Raw genomic sequence first — 16,672 nt, 5'->3', positions numbered from 1 at the left:
GGCCCGGTCGCGCCGAGCGGCAGCGGCCGCCCGGCGCGGGCTTCGCCGCCGGTGCCCAGCTGGTCCAGTGATCCCGGCAGGTCCAGGGCACCGTCGAACATGAGGTGATCACCCCGGACGGCCTCGTCGAAGAGCAGCACGAAGTTCTTCAGCGCGTCGAGCGTGGGTGCGACCTCCCCGCCGAAGCCCTCCATGTCCCGCAGCATGATCTCGAGGGTCCGCAGTTGCGGCGCAATCTTTCCGTCGGTTCCGGTGGTGAACTGCTCAACCTGCACCGTCAGGGCGGCCGTCGTGTCCATAAGCGCCATGATCTCCTCGCGACTGGCCGCGGCCTCGGACACGAGGTCTGCCGAGACGTCCATGCCCCGGGCGATCAGCTCGCGGCGGGCCGCCAGTGCGGAGTTGACCTGGTCCAGCGCGACGAGCGTGCGGTCGATGTCGCCGCGGTGCTGCTCGTACAGTTCGAGCGCACGGTCCCCCCGCTCGCGGATGCGGGCGATCTCGTCGCCGCGCCCGTCGAGGGCGACGGTGAGTTCCTCCATCACGGTGCCCAGCTGGTCGATGCCGCTGCCGTTGAGCAGGAGGCCGAGCGAGGCCAGGCTCGACTCGAGGTCGGGGCCCACGCCGGTGCGGGCCAGCGGCACGACCCGGGCATCCTGCAGCAGCTCCGCCGACCGCTCGCCCCGCGGCGGGGTCAACGCGATGAACGGGCTGCCCAGCGCGGTGGGGAGCCGGATCTCGGCGAACACATCCGCAGGCACCGCGGTGTCCCCCTCGAGTCGCACGTCGATCACGGCGTCGGTGCCGTCGGTCGAGACATCGCGGACCCGCCCCACGAGCGCCTCGCCGTATCGGACCTCAGCGCCGGGGGCGAGCCGATCCGCCCGCTCGAATCGCATCTCCACGTCCGTAGAGCCGTTGCCGGTGTCCATGCCCAGGGGCAGGGCCTGCAGGGACAGCTTGGGCGAGTTGAGCGCGATCAGGGTCGCCACGACGAGCAGTGCGACGCCGGCGATCACGATCACGCCACGCAGCAGGTGCGGTCCGCTCCTCGTCTCACGCATGGCTCAGCTCCCCCCTGCCATCTGCTCGAGCGCGCCGACCACACCGATCGGATCGCTCTGCTCGGTCGGGAACATCAGCGGGTTGGTCAGACCGGCGCCGGTGCACAGTGGCATCGGCTCGCGCGCACACAGTTCGCGGCCCTTCGCAAAATGCGCGATGTTGGAGGAGATGTTGAGGCGGATGCGGGCACGGCCGTCGGGTCCGACACTCATCGCGAGGTTCTCCATCATGACCGGGTACAGGTCGAGGAACTCGGCGAAGTCGTCGCGGTGCGCGGCGTACAGGGCGGTGACGTCTCGCGTCGCGTCGGTGGCGGCGGTGATGTCCTCGCCGCGCTCGGCGACGATCTGATCCAGCTGGTCGAGGATCACGCGCAGGTCCTCGGCCGGAGCGGCAACGTCGATCTGGTCCTGCTGGATCTGTCGGCCGAGGTCGTCCAGCCCCAGGACGAGGTCCCGCATCGTCTGGTCCCGGCCCCCGGCGGCGTCCATGAGGATGGCGAGTTCGGTGATGATCGCGTCCAGGTCCTCGGCCCGGTCGCCGCCGACGGCCGACACCGACGACAGGTTGCGGATCGCGCGGTTGAAGGTGCCGCCGCGACCATCGAGCGCCTCGGCGCCCCGGTCGAGACTGGTGGCCACCTCGTCGGCGCCGGGCGCGAACGCCGAGCTCAGGGTGTCGAGGCTGGAGACGAATTCGTCGAAGTCGAGCGGCGCGCGGGTCCGCTCGCCGGGGATGGTGCCGCCCTCGACGAAGGTGGGTCCTCCCTGGTAGGCGGGGGTCAGTTCGACGAATCGATCCGCGATGACGGCCGGGTTCATGACGAGCGCGCCGACGTCCGCGGGCAGCTGGGTCCCGGGGTCGAGCGTCAGGTGGACGCGCACGACGTCGCCGAGCGGCTCGACCTTCTCGACCAGCCCCACCTCGACGCCGACGATGCGCACCTGGGATCCGGCGTAGACGCCGTCCGCCGAGACGAAGTCCGCCGAGAGTCGGACCCGGTCGTCGGTGCGGGCGCCGGAGAGTGTGTAGAAAAGAACAACCACGGCGACGACGACAACGGCGAGCACCGACAGGACGCGGGTCAGTGTCAGTTGCATCCGTCCATCACCCCCACGGCACAGAGGGCCGAATCCGGGATGGGGCCGGTCGGGGTCCCGACGTCGGTCCATGCGCCGTTTCCGGTCGCATCGGTGACGGCGCGCAGTCCGGGCGGCATCCGGGTGAGGACCTCGTCCATCACGTCGATGTTGCGCTGGTAGGTCTCGCTGATCGAGCGCATGTTGATCAGGAGCTGGTTCACGTCGTCGGACTCCTCCTCGAGCAGCGAGCGCACCCTCACGGCCAGGTCCTCCAGGGAGTCGACCAGCGCGCTGAGTGCCTCGCGGCGCTGGGTGAGCACGGTGACCAGCACCAGGGACTGGTCGGTGAGCGCGCTGATGCTCGCCTCCTGCGTCGCCAGGAGGCCGGTGACCTCGCGGGTCGTGGAGATCACCTTCGACATGCGTTCGTCGTCGCGGGCCATGAGCCCCAGTGCGGCGGAGATGTCGTCGATCGCCTGGCCGGTCGCCTCGGGGTCCTGCGGGAGGATGGAGTCGAGGTTGTCGATGAGCGCGCTGACCGCCGTCACGTCGATCCCCTGGGCGAGTTCGGTGACCGCTCCGCCCAGGTCATCGATCATGTACGGCGAGGTGGTCCGCTCGATCCCGATGCGCCGGTCCGGACCGAGGTCGCCCCCGCCGGAGGGAACGACCTCGAGGAAGCGGTTTCCGAGAATCGACTTGAGGCCGACGGTGGCGGTGCTGGCCTCGCCCAGCTCCTGACTGCGATCGAGGCGGAATCCCACCACCGCCAGGCCACCGTCCATCGACAGGGAGTCCACTCGACCGCTCGGCACGCCGGCCACCAGGACCGGATCGCCGGCGCGCAGTCCGCCAGCGTTGTGGAACTCGGCCGAGTAGTACTCGGTGCGCAAGACGTACCAGAGCTGGGGAAGCGCCATGCTCGCCGCGAACAGGACCACCACCAGCAGAATCGACGCGGCGCCCACGACGACGGTGTTGCCGCGTCGCTCGTGTCGGGGGTCGCGGAACAGGTCGGCCAGGCTCTCCGTGACCAGGCCGATGGGGCCCCGGCTCTTCGGGTCACGGGCGCGGTCATGTGCGCGTTCACGGGCGCTCATCGGCAGGCCTCCGAGTTCTGGTAGCCGAACAGGCTGGTCTCCCAGGCGTCCCACTTCACGGTGAAGTTGCACATGTACAGGGACAGGAACCCGCCCTTCTGGGAGGTCGCGTTGACCTCGCGGGCGAACACGGGTGCCTGCGCGAGCGCGGCGTCGAACGCCGGGGTGTTGGGGATCCAGCCGTCGGTGGTGTGACGGGCGGCGGTGACACTCGACCGCAGGTCCGCGTCGGTCTCCTCGAGCATCGCGGCGAGGGTCGCGGCGGAGGAGCCGCCGCGGTCGATCAGCAGCGCGAGCTCCTGCCCGTCGTTATCGGCCAGCGCCCCGGAGACGGTGTCGAGTCCGCGGATGAGTTCCTGCAGGTCCCCGCCACGGTCGACAAGGGTGGTGTTGAGGGCCTCGATGTTGTCGGCCAGGCGGACGTACACGTCCTCGCGGCCCACGATGTCCCGGCTCAGGAGCGCCAGTCGCGCGAGCAGGGTGTCCATCGCGCCGGGCTCACCCTGGAAGGCGGCGACCACGGTGGTCGACAGCGTGTTGACCTCCTCCGGTTCGACGGCCTCGAACAGGGGCTTGAAGCCGTTGACCAGCGCGGTCAGGTCCACCGGGTCGGTGGTGGCCGACAGGGGGATCACCGAGTCCTCCGGCAGCTCGTCCGCGCCACCCACGGCGGGCGCGCCGCCCGGGGTCGGGTCGAGCGAGAGGTAGCGGATCCCCAGCATGTCGCCGTAGCGGACCGAGGCCCTTGCCCCGTAGGTGACGGGATGCTCGCCCTGGACCTCGAAGTCGACCACGGCGATCACCTGACCGTCGGGACCGGTGGCCCGGCGGACGTCGAGCACCTGCCCCACGCGGACACCGGCGACGGTCACCTCCGATCCCGAGCCCAGGCCGCCGACATCAGTGAACTCCGCGCTGTAGCTGCGTGCGCCCCACCCCACCGGCACTCGCAGCGTGTTGACCACCAGCACGGTGCACAGGACACCGAGCAGGCAGTAGGCGAACAACTTGACGGCGGGCATCAGTCCCTTGCGGCTGGTCATCGGATCGTCACCTCGTTGCCCCGGACGAGCGGTCCGAGCATCGTCCACGCTGCGGTGTCCGGATTCGCGGCGGCGTCGACCGGCGGGGGAACCGGTGACCCCGGCTCCGATGCCGCCGCCGCCTGCAGTTCGCGCAGGTAGGCGCGCTCTCCGGCGGCATTGACCGTCAGTCCGGGGTCATGCTCGGGCGCGGGCGCTCCGGTGCAGGTCGACCCGGCCAGGTCGGGGTAGCGGGGGCAGTCCTGCGGGCCGTACGGCATGGGGTCGGAGAACGACGGCACGGCGGTGATGTTGAACCGCCCGGTCGAGAACGCCGCCGTCCCGGCCTCACCCATCGGCCGCAGCGCATAGAGGGTGTTGATCACCCCGTGGGGATTGCGGGCGGTCCGCTCGAACACCACCCCGGTGTCGCCCACGAGCGAGATGGCACCGTCGACGGTCTGGTCCGCCATGACCACCCCGGAGGTGGTCACGGCCAGGCCCGCGTCGAGGAGTCGGGTGAGCGATCCCGGGCGGTCGAGCACGATGCGCGACAGCCGCGTCGCCTCCTCGAGGGTCTCGAGAATCTCCGGGGGCACCCCGGCCAGGTCCTCGGTGAGGGTCGCCAGCGCGGGCGTGGCCGAGGCCGCGTTCTCCAGCGCCGGGGCCAGGTCCGCGCCGGCCCGGTCGGCGTCGTCGATCGTGCGGCCCAGCAGCTCGCCGCGACCGTCCAGGGCACGGGCGAGCGCGGTCAGGGTGACCTGCAGGTCCTGTGGATTGGTTGCGGCGAGCAGATCGCTCGCGCGGGTGAACACGTCATAGAGCAGGACCGCTTCGTCGGAGGTGTCCGCGGGGATCTCCTCGTCGCCGGTCAGGGTGGCTCGGTCCGCGGAGGCCCGTACGGCGGAGGTCCGCCCGGCATCGCCTGCCGGCGCGATCGGGGAGACCAGTTCCAGGCGGATGTCGCCGAACAGGGTCCGCGGCACGGCCCGCACGACCACATCCGCGGGGATGCGCGACGCGAATTCCCGGCCGATCAGCATCTCGATCCGGGTACCCGGTTCGGCGGTGGTGGTGTCGTCGTCGTCCTCGTGGTTCTCTTGGTTTTCTTGGTTCTTTCGGTTTTCTCCACCGGAACCACCCGGGGCACCGCCGACCCTCGTACCCTCCGAGGAACGCACCTCGCCCACCTGCACACCCAGGTGGTAGACCTGCGCGTTCACCGCGATCCGCCCCGCGTCGGACGGCAGCACCGACGACACCGTCACCCCGGAGTCGAACAGGCCCGCGCCGCGCCCCACCAACAGCACGGCCACCAGCCCGGCGACGACCGAGAACACCACGCCCCGCACGAGAAGCGTCCGGTCGGGGGTCGGCCCCGCCACGCGCCGCCTCACGTGATCCCCAGCGCCGGCACCTCGGGCACCAGGCCCCAGAGCGCGAAGGTCAACACGATGTCGAGGAAACCGATCAGCAGGATCGACGTGCGCAGCGCCCGGCCCGCCGCACGACCGACACCCTCCGGGCCGCCGGTGGCGTAATAGCCGTAGCTGCAGTGGACCAACACGATCACGGCCGCGAACACCACCGCCTTGATCAGCGAGTAGAGCACGTCCTCGGGGCCGAGGGTGATGTGGAAGAAGTGATCGTAGGTGCCGGCCGACCCGCCGTTGACGTACACCACCACTACACGTGTAGCGATGTAGGTTGCCACGAGACCGATCGCGTACAGCGGCACGATGCAGATCATCGTGGCGACCAGGCGCGTGCCCGCCAGATAGGGAACCGTGGGAATGGACATGGAGTCCAGCGCGTCGATCTCATCCGAGATGCGCATCGACCCCAGCCGCGCCGTGAAGCCCGTCCCGACCTTGGCGGCCAGCGCGATCGAGGCCACCACCGGCGCGAGCTCGCGCGTGTTGGCCATCGCCGAGAGCATCCCCGACAGGGTGGTCATGCCGATGAGATCCAGGCCTCGGTAGGTCTCGACGCCGACCATGATCGCCGCGACCGCCGACATCGCCAGCACGATCCCCACCGTGCCGCCGCCGGCGACCAGCGATTTGGAGCCAAAACCCACGTCCACGACCTCGCGCAGGACCTGGCCGCGGTAGCGCACGATCGCGGTGGGCAGGGTCGCGATGACCTTGCCGGCGAAGGTGACGTGCCGCCCGACCTCGACCATTGCCGTGCCGACGCGGCCGACCTGGCCGGCCACGCGTGTCGCGCGCACCCGCTGCCACGCGGTGGTCTGCGCTACCCCGAATCCCCCCATCGTGTTCCGGCGCCCCCTCTAATACTTTCCGACCGACGGCACGACCAGGCCGTACACCGCCGAGAACACGGTGTTGATCACGAAGACCGTGACGAACGCCAGCACGACCGTCTCGTTGACCGCGTCCGCGACACCGCTCGAGCCCCCGCTCGCGTGCAATCCTTTGAACGTGGCGATCAGCGCGGAGACGATCGCGAAGGCGATGGACTTGATCATCGCCATCCACAGGTCGGACGGCCGGCCGTACGCGCTCAACGTCTGTAGAAACGCGCCGGCCGATTCGCCCTGCCCGTACACCTGGTAGATGAGGCACGCGAGCACGCCCATGGCCGTGACCAGCGCGCACATCACCACCGCCACCAGGACCGTGGCGATGACCCGTGGCACCACCAGCCGCTCGATCACGTCGAGCCCCATGACCTCCATGGCCTCGACCTCCTCGCGGATGGTCCGCGACCCCAGGTCCGCGCAGATCGCCGAGCCCCCGACCCCGGCGAGCATCAACGCACAGACCAGGGCCGAAGCCTGACCCACCACCACGAACGCCACCACGGCGCCCGCATAGCCGGCAGCCCCCAGCCGGCCGGCCATCTCCCCCACCGACACCGCCACGAGAACGCCGACCGGCAGCATGAGCAGCAGTGCCGGGATCGAGCAGACGCGGGCGATGAACAGTGCCTGGTCGCGGGTCTCGGTCAGCGAGAGCCGCCCGCGCAGCACGGTCCTCACGCACGACAGGAGCGTGAAGACCGAGAACCCGACGAGCGAGCCGACCTGACCGGCCAGGTCGGTGGCCGGGCCGCGCCCGGTGGGAAGGTGGAAGGTCATGAGATCACGACGACGACAACGAGTTCAGCGGCCCGGCTCAGACGCCGACACTGCCGTGTTCGGACCGGAGCGTTCCCTTGACGACCTTGCCGCTGGCGTTGCGGGGCAGCTCGTCCACCACCACCAGGTGCTTGGGCAGCTTGAACCCGGCGAGCTTGTCACGCAGCCACTCGGTGAGCTCGTCCAGCGTGAGGTCCGGCCCGTCGCCCTCGTTGAGCGCGGCCACGGCGACCGGGACCTCGCCCCACTTGTCGTCCTTGCGGCCGATCACGGCGACCTCGCGGATCTGCGGGTGCCCGGCGATGGTGTTCTCCACCTCGGCGCAGTAGATGTTCTCGCCGCCGGAGATCAGCATGTCCTTCTTGCGGTCCACCACGTAGACGAAGCCCTCGTCGTCCATGCGGACGAGGTCACCGGAGTGGAACCAGCCACCCTCGAAGGCCTCGGCGGTCTCGGCGGGCTTGTTCCAGTAGCCGGACATCATGGTGGGGCCGCGGTAGACGATCTCGCCCACCTCGCCCGGGGCGACGGGCTCGCCGAAACCGTCGATGACCCGGGCCTGGATCGTGGGGATGACCTTGCCGACGGAGCCGAGCTTGCGCAGCGCGTCGTCGCCGTCGAGGGCGCAGGTGATGGGGCTCATCTCGGTCTGGCCAAACACGGCGCAGTTGAGGGCGTCCGGGAACGTCTCGGACATGGCTCGCAGGATGGTGTCGGTGGACGGCGCGGCGCCCCACGAGATGTTGCGCAGGACCAGCTCACGCGGGCGGGCCTGCTGCTCGGCGCACACGGCCTGCCACTGCACCGGAACCAGGAAGATGCTAGTGATCTTCTCGGCCTCGAGGGTATCCAGCAGCGCGGCCGGGTCGAAGGCCTGCAGCGGGTGGATGACGGTGACGCCGCCGAGCTGGAGGCTGGGCGCGATCGAGCCGAGCGCGGCGATGTGGAACATCGGGGCGGCACACAGGGCGCGGCCCTCCTCGTCGAAGAGGCGGAACACGCGGATGCAGGTGAGCGACTGGGCGGTGAGGTTCTCGTACGAGAGCATCGCGCCCTTGGGCCGGCCCGTGGTGCCGGAGGTGTACATGATCAGCGCGGTCTCGTCCTCGGCCACGTCCACCGGCGCGTGGGGCTCGCCCTCCTCCGCGAGCGCGTCGGCGTAGGTGGTCTGATCCGGCGTGCCGGACTCGCCACCGATGACGATGTGCTGGCCCGGCTCCTCGCCCTGCGCACGGATGGCGCCGACGAGCGGGGCGAGCATGGCGTCGGTGACGACGACCTTCGGCGAGCAGTCGCTCACCAGGTACGCCAGCTCACCCGGGGTGAGGCGGAAGTTCACGGGCACCGCGATCGCGCCGATCTCGTTGATGCCCAGCACCGCTTCGACGAACTCCGGATTATTGAGCGTGATGAGCATGACCCGGTCGCCCTTGCCGACACCGCGACGGGCGAGTGCGTCCGCGAACAGGCGGCTGCGCTCGTCCAGCTGCTTCCACGTGGTGGTCTGGCCCAGGTACCGCAGGGCCTCACCGTCGGGGTACATCTCGGCGTGGGTGTCGACCCACGTGTTCCAGGTGTTGCGTCGCGCAGCGTTGAGATCGGCAAGGGGGTCCGTGGCGGTGGTCATGGTCGTGCGCCTTTCGTCGGTCATCTCATCAGGGGTAGAGGGGCGGCGGTCAGGTGGAGCAGGTGGAACGGGTGGTGGCGGCTTCGGTCAGGAGAACGTCGGACGGCGCTTGTCGAGCATCGAGGCGACGCCCTCGGCGAAGTCGGCGGAGGTCAGGAGTTCGGCCTGGCCCTCGTGCTCGCGTGCCAGGGCGGCATCGAGTTCGGCGAGGGTGGCCGCGGTGACCGACTTCTTGGTCAGCTCGAGCGCCCGACGCGGGCCGCGGGCCAGTCGGCGCGCGAGCTTGTCCGCGGCCTCGCGCAACTCATCGACAGGGAAGACGTCGATCGCCAGACCCACCTGCTTGGCCTCGGCGGCCGGGACGGCGTCGCCGCGCAGCAGCATGCGGGAGGCGACCGCACGTCCCACCTGGGCGGGCAGCAGGACGCTGGCCCCGCCGTCGGGCATGAGTCCGATGTTGGTGAACGCGAACAACAGGTAGGCGTCCTCGGCCATGAACACCAGGTCCGAGGCCAGCGCCAGGGATACCCCCACGCCGGCGGCCGGGCCGTTGACCGCGGCGATCACCGGCACCGGCGCGGTCAGCACCGCCCGCACCAGCGCGGCGGCGCTGTCCATGGTCTGGTCCGGCGTCGGCGCATCGTCCCCGGCCTCGGCCATGGCCTGGAGGTCGGCGCCGGTGGTGAATGCGGCGCCCTCCCCTGCCAGTACCAACACCCGGGTGGCCGGGTCCGCGCCGTGGGTGGTGATCTGCTCGATCAACGCGGTGACGGTGGGCGCGTCGAGGGCGTTCAACCGGTCGGGCCGGTTGATGCTGATGGTGACCACACCCAGCTCGGTGACCTCGACCTTGAGTGCGTCGATTCCGGTGACGGTCATCGCGTGCTCTCCTTCGCCTCGACCATCCCGGCCAGCCGGGAGGTGATGATCTCTTCGGCGTCGCTCATCATCTGATCGACCAGCTCGGCCACGGTGGGGATGTCGTCGATCAGGCCCTGGCACTGCCCGGCGGTCCAGATGCCGGCGTCCAGGTCGCCGTCCTCGAAGACCTTGCGGCCGCGCGCGCCCGCCACGAGGTGCTGGATGTCCGAGAACTCTGCGCCCTCGGCTTCCTTGGCCACGACCTCCGCGGAGATCGCGTTGGCGGCCACGCGGGCGGTGTTGTGCAGTGTGCGGAAGATGAGCTTGGTGTCGAGCTCGGTGTTGGCGACGATCTGCTCCTTGACCGCCTGGTCCACCGGGGACTCGGCGGTGCACATGAAGCGGGTGCCCATGTTCGCCCCGTCCGCGCCCAGCGCCAGCGCCGCGACCATCCCCCGGGCGTCGGCGATGCCGCCCGAGGCCAGGATCGGGATGCTCAGCTTGGCGGCGGCCGCCGGGATGAGGACCAGCCCGGGGACGTCGTCCTCACCGGGGTGGCCGGCGCATTCGAACCCGTCGATCGACACGGCGTCCACCCCGAGCTGCTCGGCCTTGACCGCGTGCCGCACGGAGGTGCACTTGTGGATCACCTTGACGCCGGCCTCGTGGAATACCGGCAGATGATCCTTGGGGTTCGAGCCGGCGGTCTCGACGATCTTCACGCCGGATTCGACGATCGCCTGCCGGTACTCGGCGTACGGCGGCGGGGTGATCGCGGGCAGGATCGTCAGGTTCACGCCGAACGGCTGGTCGGTCATCTCCCGGCAGCGGGCGATCTCCTTGACGAGGTCTTCCGGGGTGGGCTGGGTCAGGCCGGTGATGATGCCCAGCGCCCCCGCGTTGGACACCGCGGCCGCGAGCTCGGCGCGGCCGACCCACATCATCCCGCCCTGGACGATGGGGTGGCGGACCCCGAACTCCTCGGTGAAGCGGGTACGGATCACGGCTGGACCTCCTCGTAGGTTCCACCGGAGGTGGCCTTCTCGCGCAGTGAGGCCGGCGGGGTGAAGCGCTCTCCGTACTTCGTGGCGAGTTCCTCGGCGCGGGCGACGAATCCGGGCAGGCCGCCGGGGTACTGGTCCATGTAGCGGGCGACGCCGCCGGTCCAGCCGGGGAAGCCGATGCCGAGAATCGAGCCGACGTTGGCGTCGGTGGTGGTCTCGAGCACTCCCTCGTCCAGGCACTTGACGGTCTCGATGGCCTCGGCGAACAGCATGCGGTCGATCGCGTCCTGCAGCGGGATCTCGGTGGTGCCGCCGAAGACGTCCTTCAGTCCCGGCCACAGGCCCACGCGCTTGCCGGCCTCGTCGTAGTCGTAGAACCCGGCGCCGGTGGAGCGGCCCTTACGGTCGTGGTCGTCGATCATCTGGTCGAGCACCGTGTCCGCCGGATGCGCGGGCGCCTTCAGACCCCCGGCCTCGGCGGCCTGCCGCGTCTCGTCGCGGATCTTGCGCGGCAGGGTCAGCGTGAGCTCGTCCATCAGCGCGAGGACCGGCGCCGGGTATCCGGCCTGCGAGGAGGCCTGCTCGACGGTTGCCGGCGGCACGCCCTCGGCCAGCAGCGCCATGCCCTCGTTGGTGAAGGTGCCGATCACGCGGGAGGTGAAGAAGCCGCGCGAGTCGTTGACGACGATCGGGGTCTTGGAGATCGCGGCGACCAGGGCCAGGGCCCGACCGAGGGTGTCCTCGGACGTCTTCTCCCCCTTGATGATCTCGACCAGCGGCATCTTGTCGACCGGGGAGAAGAAGTGCAGGCCGATGAAGTCGGCCGGACGGTCGACGCCCTCGGCGAGCAGGGTGATGGGCAGTGTCGACGTGTTGGAGCACAGCAGGGCGTCGGGCGCGATGTGGGGAGCGATCTCCGCGAACACCTGCTCCTTGACCTTGGGGTCCTCGAACACGGCCTCGATCACGGCCTGCGCGCCGGCGGCATCCGCGGGATCGATCGTGGGCGTGATGCGGGCCAGCAGCGCCTCGCCCTTGGCCTGGGCGGCGTCACGGGCCTCGCCCTCGGCTGCGCGGGAGACGGACTTGGCGACGAGCTTCTCGGAGTAGCCCTTGCCCCGCTCGGCGGCGGAGGAGTCGATGTCCTTGAGCACGACCTCCATGCCGGCCTTGGCGCAGACGTAGGCGATCGCGGCGCCCATCATGCCAGCGCCCAGGACCACGACCTTCGCGATCGGTTCGCGATCGGCGGAGCCGTACTTCTTGGCCAGTCCGTTGGCCTTCTGCAGGTCGAAGAAGAACGCCCGAATCATGTTCTTGGCGGTCTGGCCGGTGGCCAGGTCGGCGAAGTAGCGTCCCTCGATCGTCGAGGCGGTGTCGAAGTCCACGCCGGCGCCCTCGACGGCGGCCGACATGATCGCGACCGGGGCGGGGTACGGGGCTCCCTTGAGCTGCTTGCGCAGCATCGCGGGGAACGCTGGCAGGTTGGCGCCGAGAGACGGGCTCGACGGGGTGCCGCCGGGCATGCGGTAGCCCTTGCGGTCCCACGGTTGGGTGGCGGCCTCGGCATTGTCGGCGTTGGCGGCAATCCACGCCTTGGCGGCGGGCAGCAAATCCTCCGGCGTCGCCACCAGCTCGTCGACCAGGCCGATCTCGAGGGCCTGTCCGGGGCGCATGCGCTTGCCCTCCAGCAGCACGCCCATCAGCGCGTTCGCCACGCCGAGCATGCGGACGGTGCGGATGATCCCGCCGCCGCCGGGCAACAGGCCGAGTCCGACCTCGGGCAGGCCCAGCTGGATCCGCGGGGAGTCCACGACGATCCGGCGGTGCGTGGCCAGCGCGATTTCCAGGCCGCCGCCGAGCGCCGCGCCGTTGATGGCTGCCACGACGGGCTTGCCCAGGGTCTCGAGTCGGCGTAGCGGCGCCTTGGTGCGCGCGACGGTCTCGACGGCCAGGGTGGCACCGTCGGCGGGGATCGAGAGGATGTCGCCCAGATCGCCGCCGGCGAAGAAGGTCTTCTTCGCCGAGGTGAGGACCACGCCGGTGATGTCGTCGACCTCGGACTCGAGGCGCGCCACCGTCGCCTCCATCGAGGCGAGGTAATCGGCGTTCATGGTGTTGGCGCTCTGGTTCGGGTCGTCCATGGTGAGGACGACGACGCCGTCCGCGTCGCGCTCGTAGGTGATGGTGTTGGTGAATTCGCTGCTCATGAGAGTCGTGAAGTCCTTGTCAGGTATCCGTGCGGCGCGGGTATCAGAGGCGTTCGATGATGGTGGCGATGCCCATTCCGGCACCCACACAGAGGGTCGCCAGGGCGTAGCGGGCGTCACGCCGCTCGAGCTCGTCGAGGGCGGTGCCGAGGATCATCGCGCCGGTGGCGCCGAGCGGGTGGCCCATGGCGATGGCGCCGCCGTTGACGTTGATCTTCTCCAGCGGCACGCCCAGGTCCTTGGCGAACTTCATCGGGACGGAGGCGAACGCCTCGTTGACCTCGAACAGGTCGATGTCGTCAATGGTCAGCCCGGCCTTGGCGAGCGCCTTCTGCGCGGCCGGCGTGGGCCCGGTGAGCATGATGGTCGGCTCGGAACCGATCACGGAGGCGGAGACGATCCGGGCGCGCGGGGTCAGGCCGTTGCGCTGGCCAGCGGCGGCGTTGCCGATGAGCATGGCGGTCGCGCCGTCGACGATGCCGGAGGAGTTTCCGGCGTGGTGGACGTGGTCGATCTTCTCCACCGAGTGGTACTTCTGTAGAGCCACGGCGTCGAACCCGGCCTGCTCGCCCAGCCCGGCGAAGGACGCCTTCAGGCCCGCCAGGTCGTCGGCGGTGGTGCCGCGGCGGATGTGCTCGTCATGGTCGAGGACCACTTGCCCGGCCAGGTCCACGACCGGGACCACCGAGCGGGCGAAGCGGCCGGCGTCCCAGGCCGCGGAGGCGAGCTCCTGCGAACGCGCGGCGAACTCGTCCACGTCGCGTCGGCTGAAGCCCTCAATCGTGGCGATGAGGTCGGCGCCCACACCCTGCGGGACGAACGAGGTCTCGTAGTTGATGCGCGGGTTCTGCGCCCATGCGCCGCCGTCGGAGCCCATCGGCACGCGCGACATGGACTCCACGCCGCCGGCCACGACCAGGTCCTCCCAGCCGGCGCGGACCTTCTGCGCGGCGAGGTTGACGGCTTCCAGGCCCGAGGCGCAGAAGCGGTTCTCCTGGACGCCGGCGACGGTCTCGGGCAGCCCGGCGGCCATCGCGGCGATCCGCGGGAGAACCGCGCCCTGCTCGCCGACGGGCCCGACGATGCCCATCACCACGTCCTCGATCTGCGCGGGATCCAGGCTGGCGTTGCGCTCTACCAGCGACTTCAGCACGCCGACGGCGAGATCGATCGGAGCGACACTGTGAAGCGAACCGGTGGACTTGCCCCGTCCGCGGGGCGTGCGCACCGCGTCGTAGATAAAGGCCTCGGGCACTGACATGGGTGGAAAATCCCTTCCTCGAACGAGCCTGGTCGACGCCACCTCGAGGCGACGCTTCCATAGATTCGATCACATATATCTGTGAATTGGGGTTTACTATGGCCACTGTAGCCGCTGTTGTCAAGATCACACCCAGCTTCTGGCCAACCCGAGAGACGACGATCCCGTGACCCCACCCGCCACGAATACCGCGGCACCGCCCGCGTCGCTCTGCGCGCCCGAGAAGGGCTCTCGACGTGCAGAGATCGCGCTCGTGGCGGCCGACCAATTCACGTGGCGCGGTTATCATTCGACCCGCGTCGAGCACATCGCGGAGCAACTGTCGGTCACGCCCGGAGCGCTGTACCGCCACGTGCCCGGCAAGTACGAGATGTTCCGGGACGCCGTCGCCACGCTCGTCACCGCGCTCGAAACCGCGTCGGAGCACACCTCCGACGTCGGGTCCGGGCCACCACCATTGGAGGAGCTGGTCGAGTCCATCACGCGCACCACGTGGAGCCACCGGTCACGCGCAGCGCTGTACCGCTGGCAGGCGCGCTACCTCACGCCGGAGGATCGCGCCGCGGTGCGCGAGGTCGACACGAGGGTGCGGCGCCGGCTCGCCGACGCGGTGAGGGTGCGACGACGACAACACCACCGCGATCCCGCGGGCGCCGGGTCCGCGGCGGCCGCGATGCTCTCGTGCGTCGCCTCGCTCGGGCAGCATCGGATCACGTTGTCCGAGGAGGAGGCCGTCAGTCTCATGACCTCTATCGCCGTAGACCTCGCGCTGTGCGACGGGTCCGCCTCCGGCGTCACCTCAGACGCGACCAACGGCGTCCCCTCCGGCCAGGCGACAGGCCGGCGCACCGACGCTGCGGCGGGAGCGAGCTCTGTTCCCCGGCTGCGCGGGGGCGCGGCGACCCGCGAGGGAGCGATCACCGCCGCGATCGCCAGGTTTCACAGGTCGGGCTACGACAGCGTGACCATGGAGGCGATCGGCGCTGACGTGGGTGTGGCCGCCTCGGCGCTGTACCGGCATTTTCCCGGTAAGTCCGCGCTCCTCACCGCGGCGGTGGACCGGACGGCGACCCTGTTCGAGGACCTGTTGGACACCCACGCCGCCCGGCACACCTCGGGCGCCGATCCGGCAGTTGCGCTCCAGGACTTGCTGAACGAGTACGTGACCATCGCGTTTTCGCACGGCCCGGATCTGATGCTGTATCTGTCAGAACTCGGCGCGCTCTCGGCGGAGGACCGGCAACGAACGCGCGAGGCCCAGCGGCGGCAGCGGAACCGGTGGGCAGATCTCCTGGTGGCCGCCGCGGATGCCAGTGTCAGAGCAACCCGCGCCACAGGCTCCCCTTCCACGGAGTCCCACGTCACGGAGTCTCACGTCACCGAGGCTCTCGCCCGCGCGCGGGTGCACGCAGCACTGGCCGTGGTTCTCGACGGTGGCCAGGGCACCGAGTTCCACCCGGCCGCCGCGGCACGGTTCGGTCAGCTCGCGGGCCACATACTCATCCCGCACCGCCCGGGCTGAGCAGCCCATTGACCGGCCCATTGACTGGCCCAATGCCGGCCACCTCTGCCGTCAGTGCACGCCGGGCCAGAAGGGGGCCACGGGGAAGCACGGAACCGGCTCCGCACGGTTCGGCGCCAGCGCGTTGCGGACGTGCAGCCAGGTGCGCTCGCTGTACATCGTCGCGATGTGCTCGGACAGGTCCTCCGCGCACCCGTCCTGGAGATGGATGTTCGTCACGCCCTCGCCGGAGTAGATCTGGCGGGTGAAGGGCGTGACGGCCTCGTCGTACTCGGAATAGACGCTGTACAGCTGCACGCCGGGGATCCCGACGGCTCCCTCTGGATAGACCTCCCGGGCGAGATCCGACCCCTGGGCCTGCTGGGTCAACGCCGGGGCAGTGTTCTCGAGGCTCCCGTAGACCGCGGGCCCGAGACGCGGGATCAGTGTCCGCAGGTAGACCAACTCGCTGAGGGTGGTCTGCGTGGACGGCGAGATCCCAACCTTGGTGTGCACCTTGTCGGCCCCACCGAGAACCTTGAGGTAGTAGTCCGGCAGGACGCCGCCGCCCTGCGAATGGCCGACCAGATCTACCTCGGTCGCTCCGGTCTCCGCGAGCACGCGGTCGACGAACGCCGACAGCGTCTGTCCCGCCTGGCGGATGTCGCCGAGAGCCTGCAGCGGCATGCCCGGGAACGGGGTGATGTTCCCGTGGTTGAACGTGAAGACACAGAACCCGTCGTTCTTCAGGAACGGGGCGCCGGCCTGCCAGGCGAAGGCCTGGGTCGTGAAGGTCGGGTTGACCATGACCACCGGGCGGGGATTCTCCGCGGTCG

14 protein-coding genes are annotated in these 16,672 nt (G+C 70.0%); 1 reads left to right on the top strand and 13 read right to left on the bottom strand.

Going from position 1 to position 16,672, the window contains the following annotated elements; genetic code table 11:
* The 12 genes from G6016_RS05990 to G6016_RS05935 form a co-directional block, all read right to left on the bottom strand.
* Nucleotides 1–1,064: MCE family protein (locus G6016_RS05990; RefSeq protein ID WP_182631772.1), on the bottom strand; the 1,064-nt coding region annotated here is incomplete at its 3' end.
* Between the two features lie 3 nt (nucleotides 1,065–1,067).
* Nucleotides 1,068–2,165, bottom strand: coding sequence for an MCE family protein (locus G6016_RS05985; RefSeq protein WP_182631771.1), 1,098 nt, complete (start codon nucleotides 2,163–2,165; stop codon nucleotides 1,068–1,070).
* Nucleotides 2,156–3,247, bottom strand: a complete 1,092-nt coding sequence (locus G6016_RS05980) for an MCE family protein (protein ID WP_182631770.1) — start codon at nucleotides 3,245–3,247, stop codon at nucleotides 2,156–2,158. The genes G6016_RS05985 and G6016_RS05980 overlap by 10 nt, the downstream gene beginning before the upstream one ends.
* Nucleotides 3,244–4,290 (bottom strand): MlaD family protein, encoded by a 1,047-nt coding sequence (locus G6016_RS05975; protein ID WP_182631769.1) that lies wholly within the window; start codon nucleotides 4,288–4,290, stop codon nucleotides 3,244–3,246. The genes G6016_RS05980 and G6016_RS05975 overlap by 4 nt, the downstream gene beginning before the upstream one ends.
* A complete protein-coding gene (locus G6016_RS05970) occupies nucleotides 4,287–5,654 on the bottom strand; it encodes an MCE family protein (protein ID WP_182631768.1) in 1,368 nt (455 codons plus the stop codon). Before G6016_RS05970 ends, G6016_RS05975 begins: the two co-directional genes overlap by 4 nt.
* A gap of 8 nt (nucleotides 5,655–5,662) precedes the next feature.
* Nucleotides 5,663–6,544 carry an MlaE family ABC transporter permease gene (locus G6016_RS05965; RefSeq protein WP_182631767.1) on the bottom strand — a complete coding sequence of 294 codons (882 nt, stop codon included), beginning with the start codon at nucleotides 6,542–6,544 and terminating at the stop codon, nucleotides 5,663–5,665.
* A gap of 18 nt (nucleotides 6,545–6,562) precedes the next feature.
* Complete coding sequence (locus tag G6016_RS05960) at nucleotides 6,563–7,372, bottom strand: MlaE family ABC transporter permease (RefSeq protein ID WP_182631766.1); 810 nt, start codon at nucleotides 7,370–7,372, stop codon at nucleotides 6,563–6,565.
* Nucleotides 7,373–7,409: 37 nt separating this feature from the next.
* A complete protein-coding gene (gene fadD5 / locus G6016_RS05955) occupies nucleotides 7,410–8,999 on the bottom strand; it encodes a fatty-acid--CoA ligase FadD5 (protein WP_182631765.1) in 1,590 nt (529 codons plus the stop codon).
* An 87-nt stretch (nucleotides 9,000–9,086) separates the two neighbouring features.
* Nucleotides 9,087–9,878, bottom strand: coding sequence for an enoyl-CoA hydratase (locus G6016_RS05950; RefSeq protein WP_182631764.1), 792 nt, complete (start codon nucleotides 9,876–9,878; stop codon nucleotides 9,087–9,089).
* Nucleotides 9,875–10,861, bottom strand: coding sequence for a nitronate monooxygenase (locus G6016_RS05945; RefSeq protein WP_182631773.1), 987 nt, complete (start codon nucleotides 10,859–10,861; stop codon nucleotides 9,875–9,877). Before G6016_RS05945 ends, G6016_RS05950 begins: the two co-directional genes overlap by 4 nt.
* Nucleotides 10,861–13,074, bottom strand: a complete 2,214-nt coding sequence (locus tag G6016_RS05940) for a 3-hydroxyacyl-CoA dehydrogenase NAD-binding domain-containing protein (RefSeq protein ID WP_182631763.1) — start codon at nucleotides 13,072–13,074, stop codon at nucleotides 10,861–10,863. The genes G6016_RS05945 and G6016_RS05940 overlap by 1 nt, the downstream gene beginning before the upstream one ends.
* A 43-nt stretch (nucleotides 13,075–13,117) precedes the next feature.
* Nucleotides 13,118–14,335: an acetyl-CoA C-acetyltransferase gene (locus G6016_RS05935; protein WP_182631762.1), complete on the bottom strand. Its 1,218-nt coding sequence runs from the start codon at nucleotides 14,333–14,335 to the stop codon at nucleotides 13,118–13,120.
* 166 nt (nucleotides 14,336–14,501) lie between these two features.
* On the opposite strand from G6016_RS05935, the gene G6016_RS05930 reads away from it, so the two are divergent.
* Nucleotides 14,502–15,857, top strand: coding sequence for a TetR family transcriptional regulator (locus G6016_RS05930; RefSeq protein ID WP_182631761.1), 1,356 nt, complete (start codon nucleotides 14,502–14,504; stop codon nucleotides 15,855–15,857).
* 51 nt (nucleotides 15,858–15,908) lie between these two features.
* On the opposite strand, the gene G6016_RS05925 is transcribed toward G6016_RS05930, so the two are convergent.
* Nucleotides 15,909–16,672: esterase/lipase family protein (locus G6016_RS05925; RefSeq protein ID WP_182631760.1), on the bottom strand; the 764-nt coding region annotated here is incomplete at its 5' end.

The organism is Dietzia aerolata (assembly GCF_014144865.1).
Lineage (GTDB): Bacteria > Actinomycetota > Actinomycetes > Mycobacteriales > Mycobacteriaceae > Dietzia > Dietzia aerolata.
The sequence above is the reverse complement of the archived record's forward strand: the minus strand, read 5'-3'. Positions and strand labels throughout refer to the sequence as shown.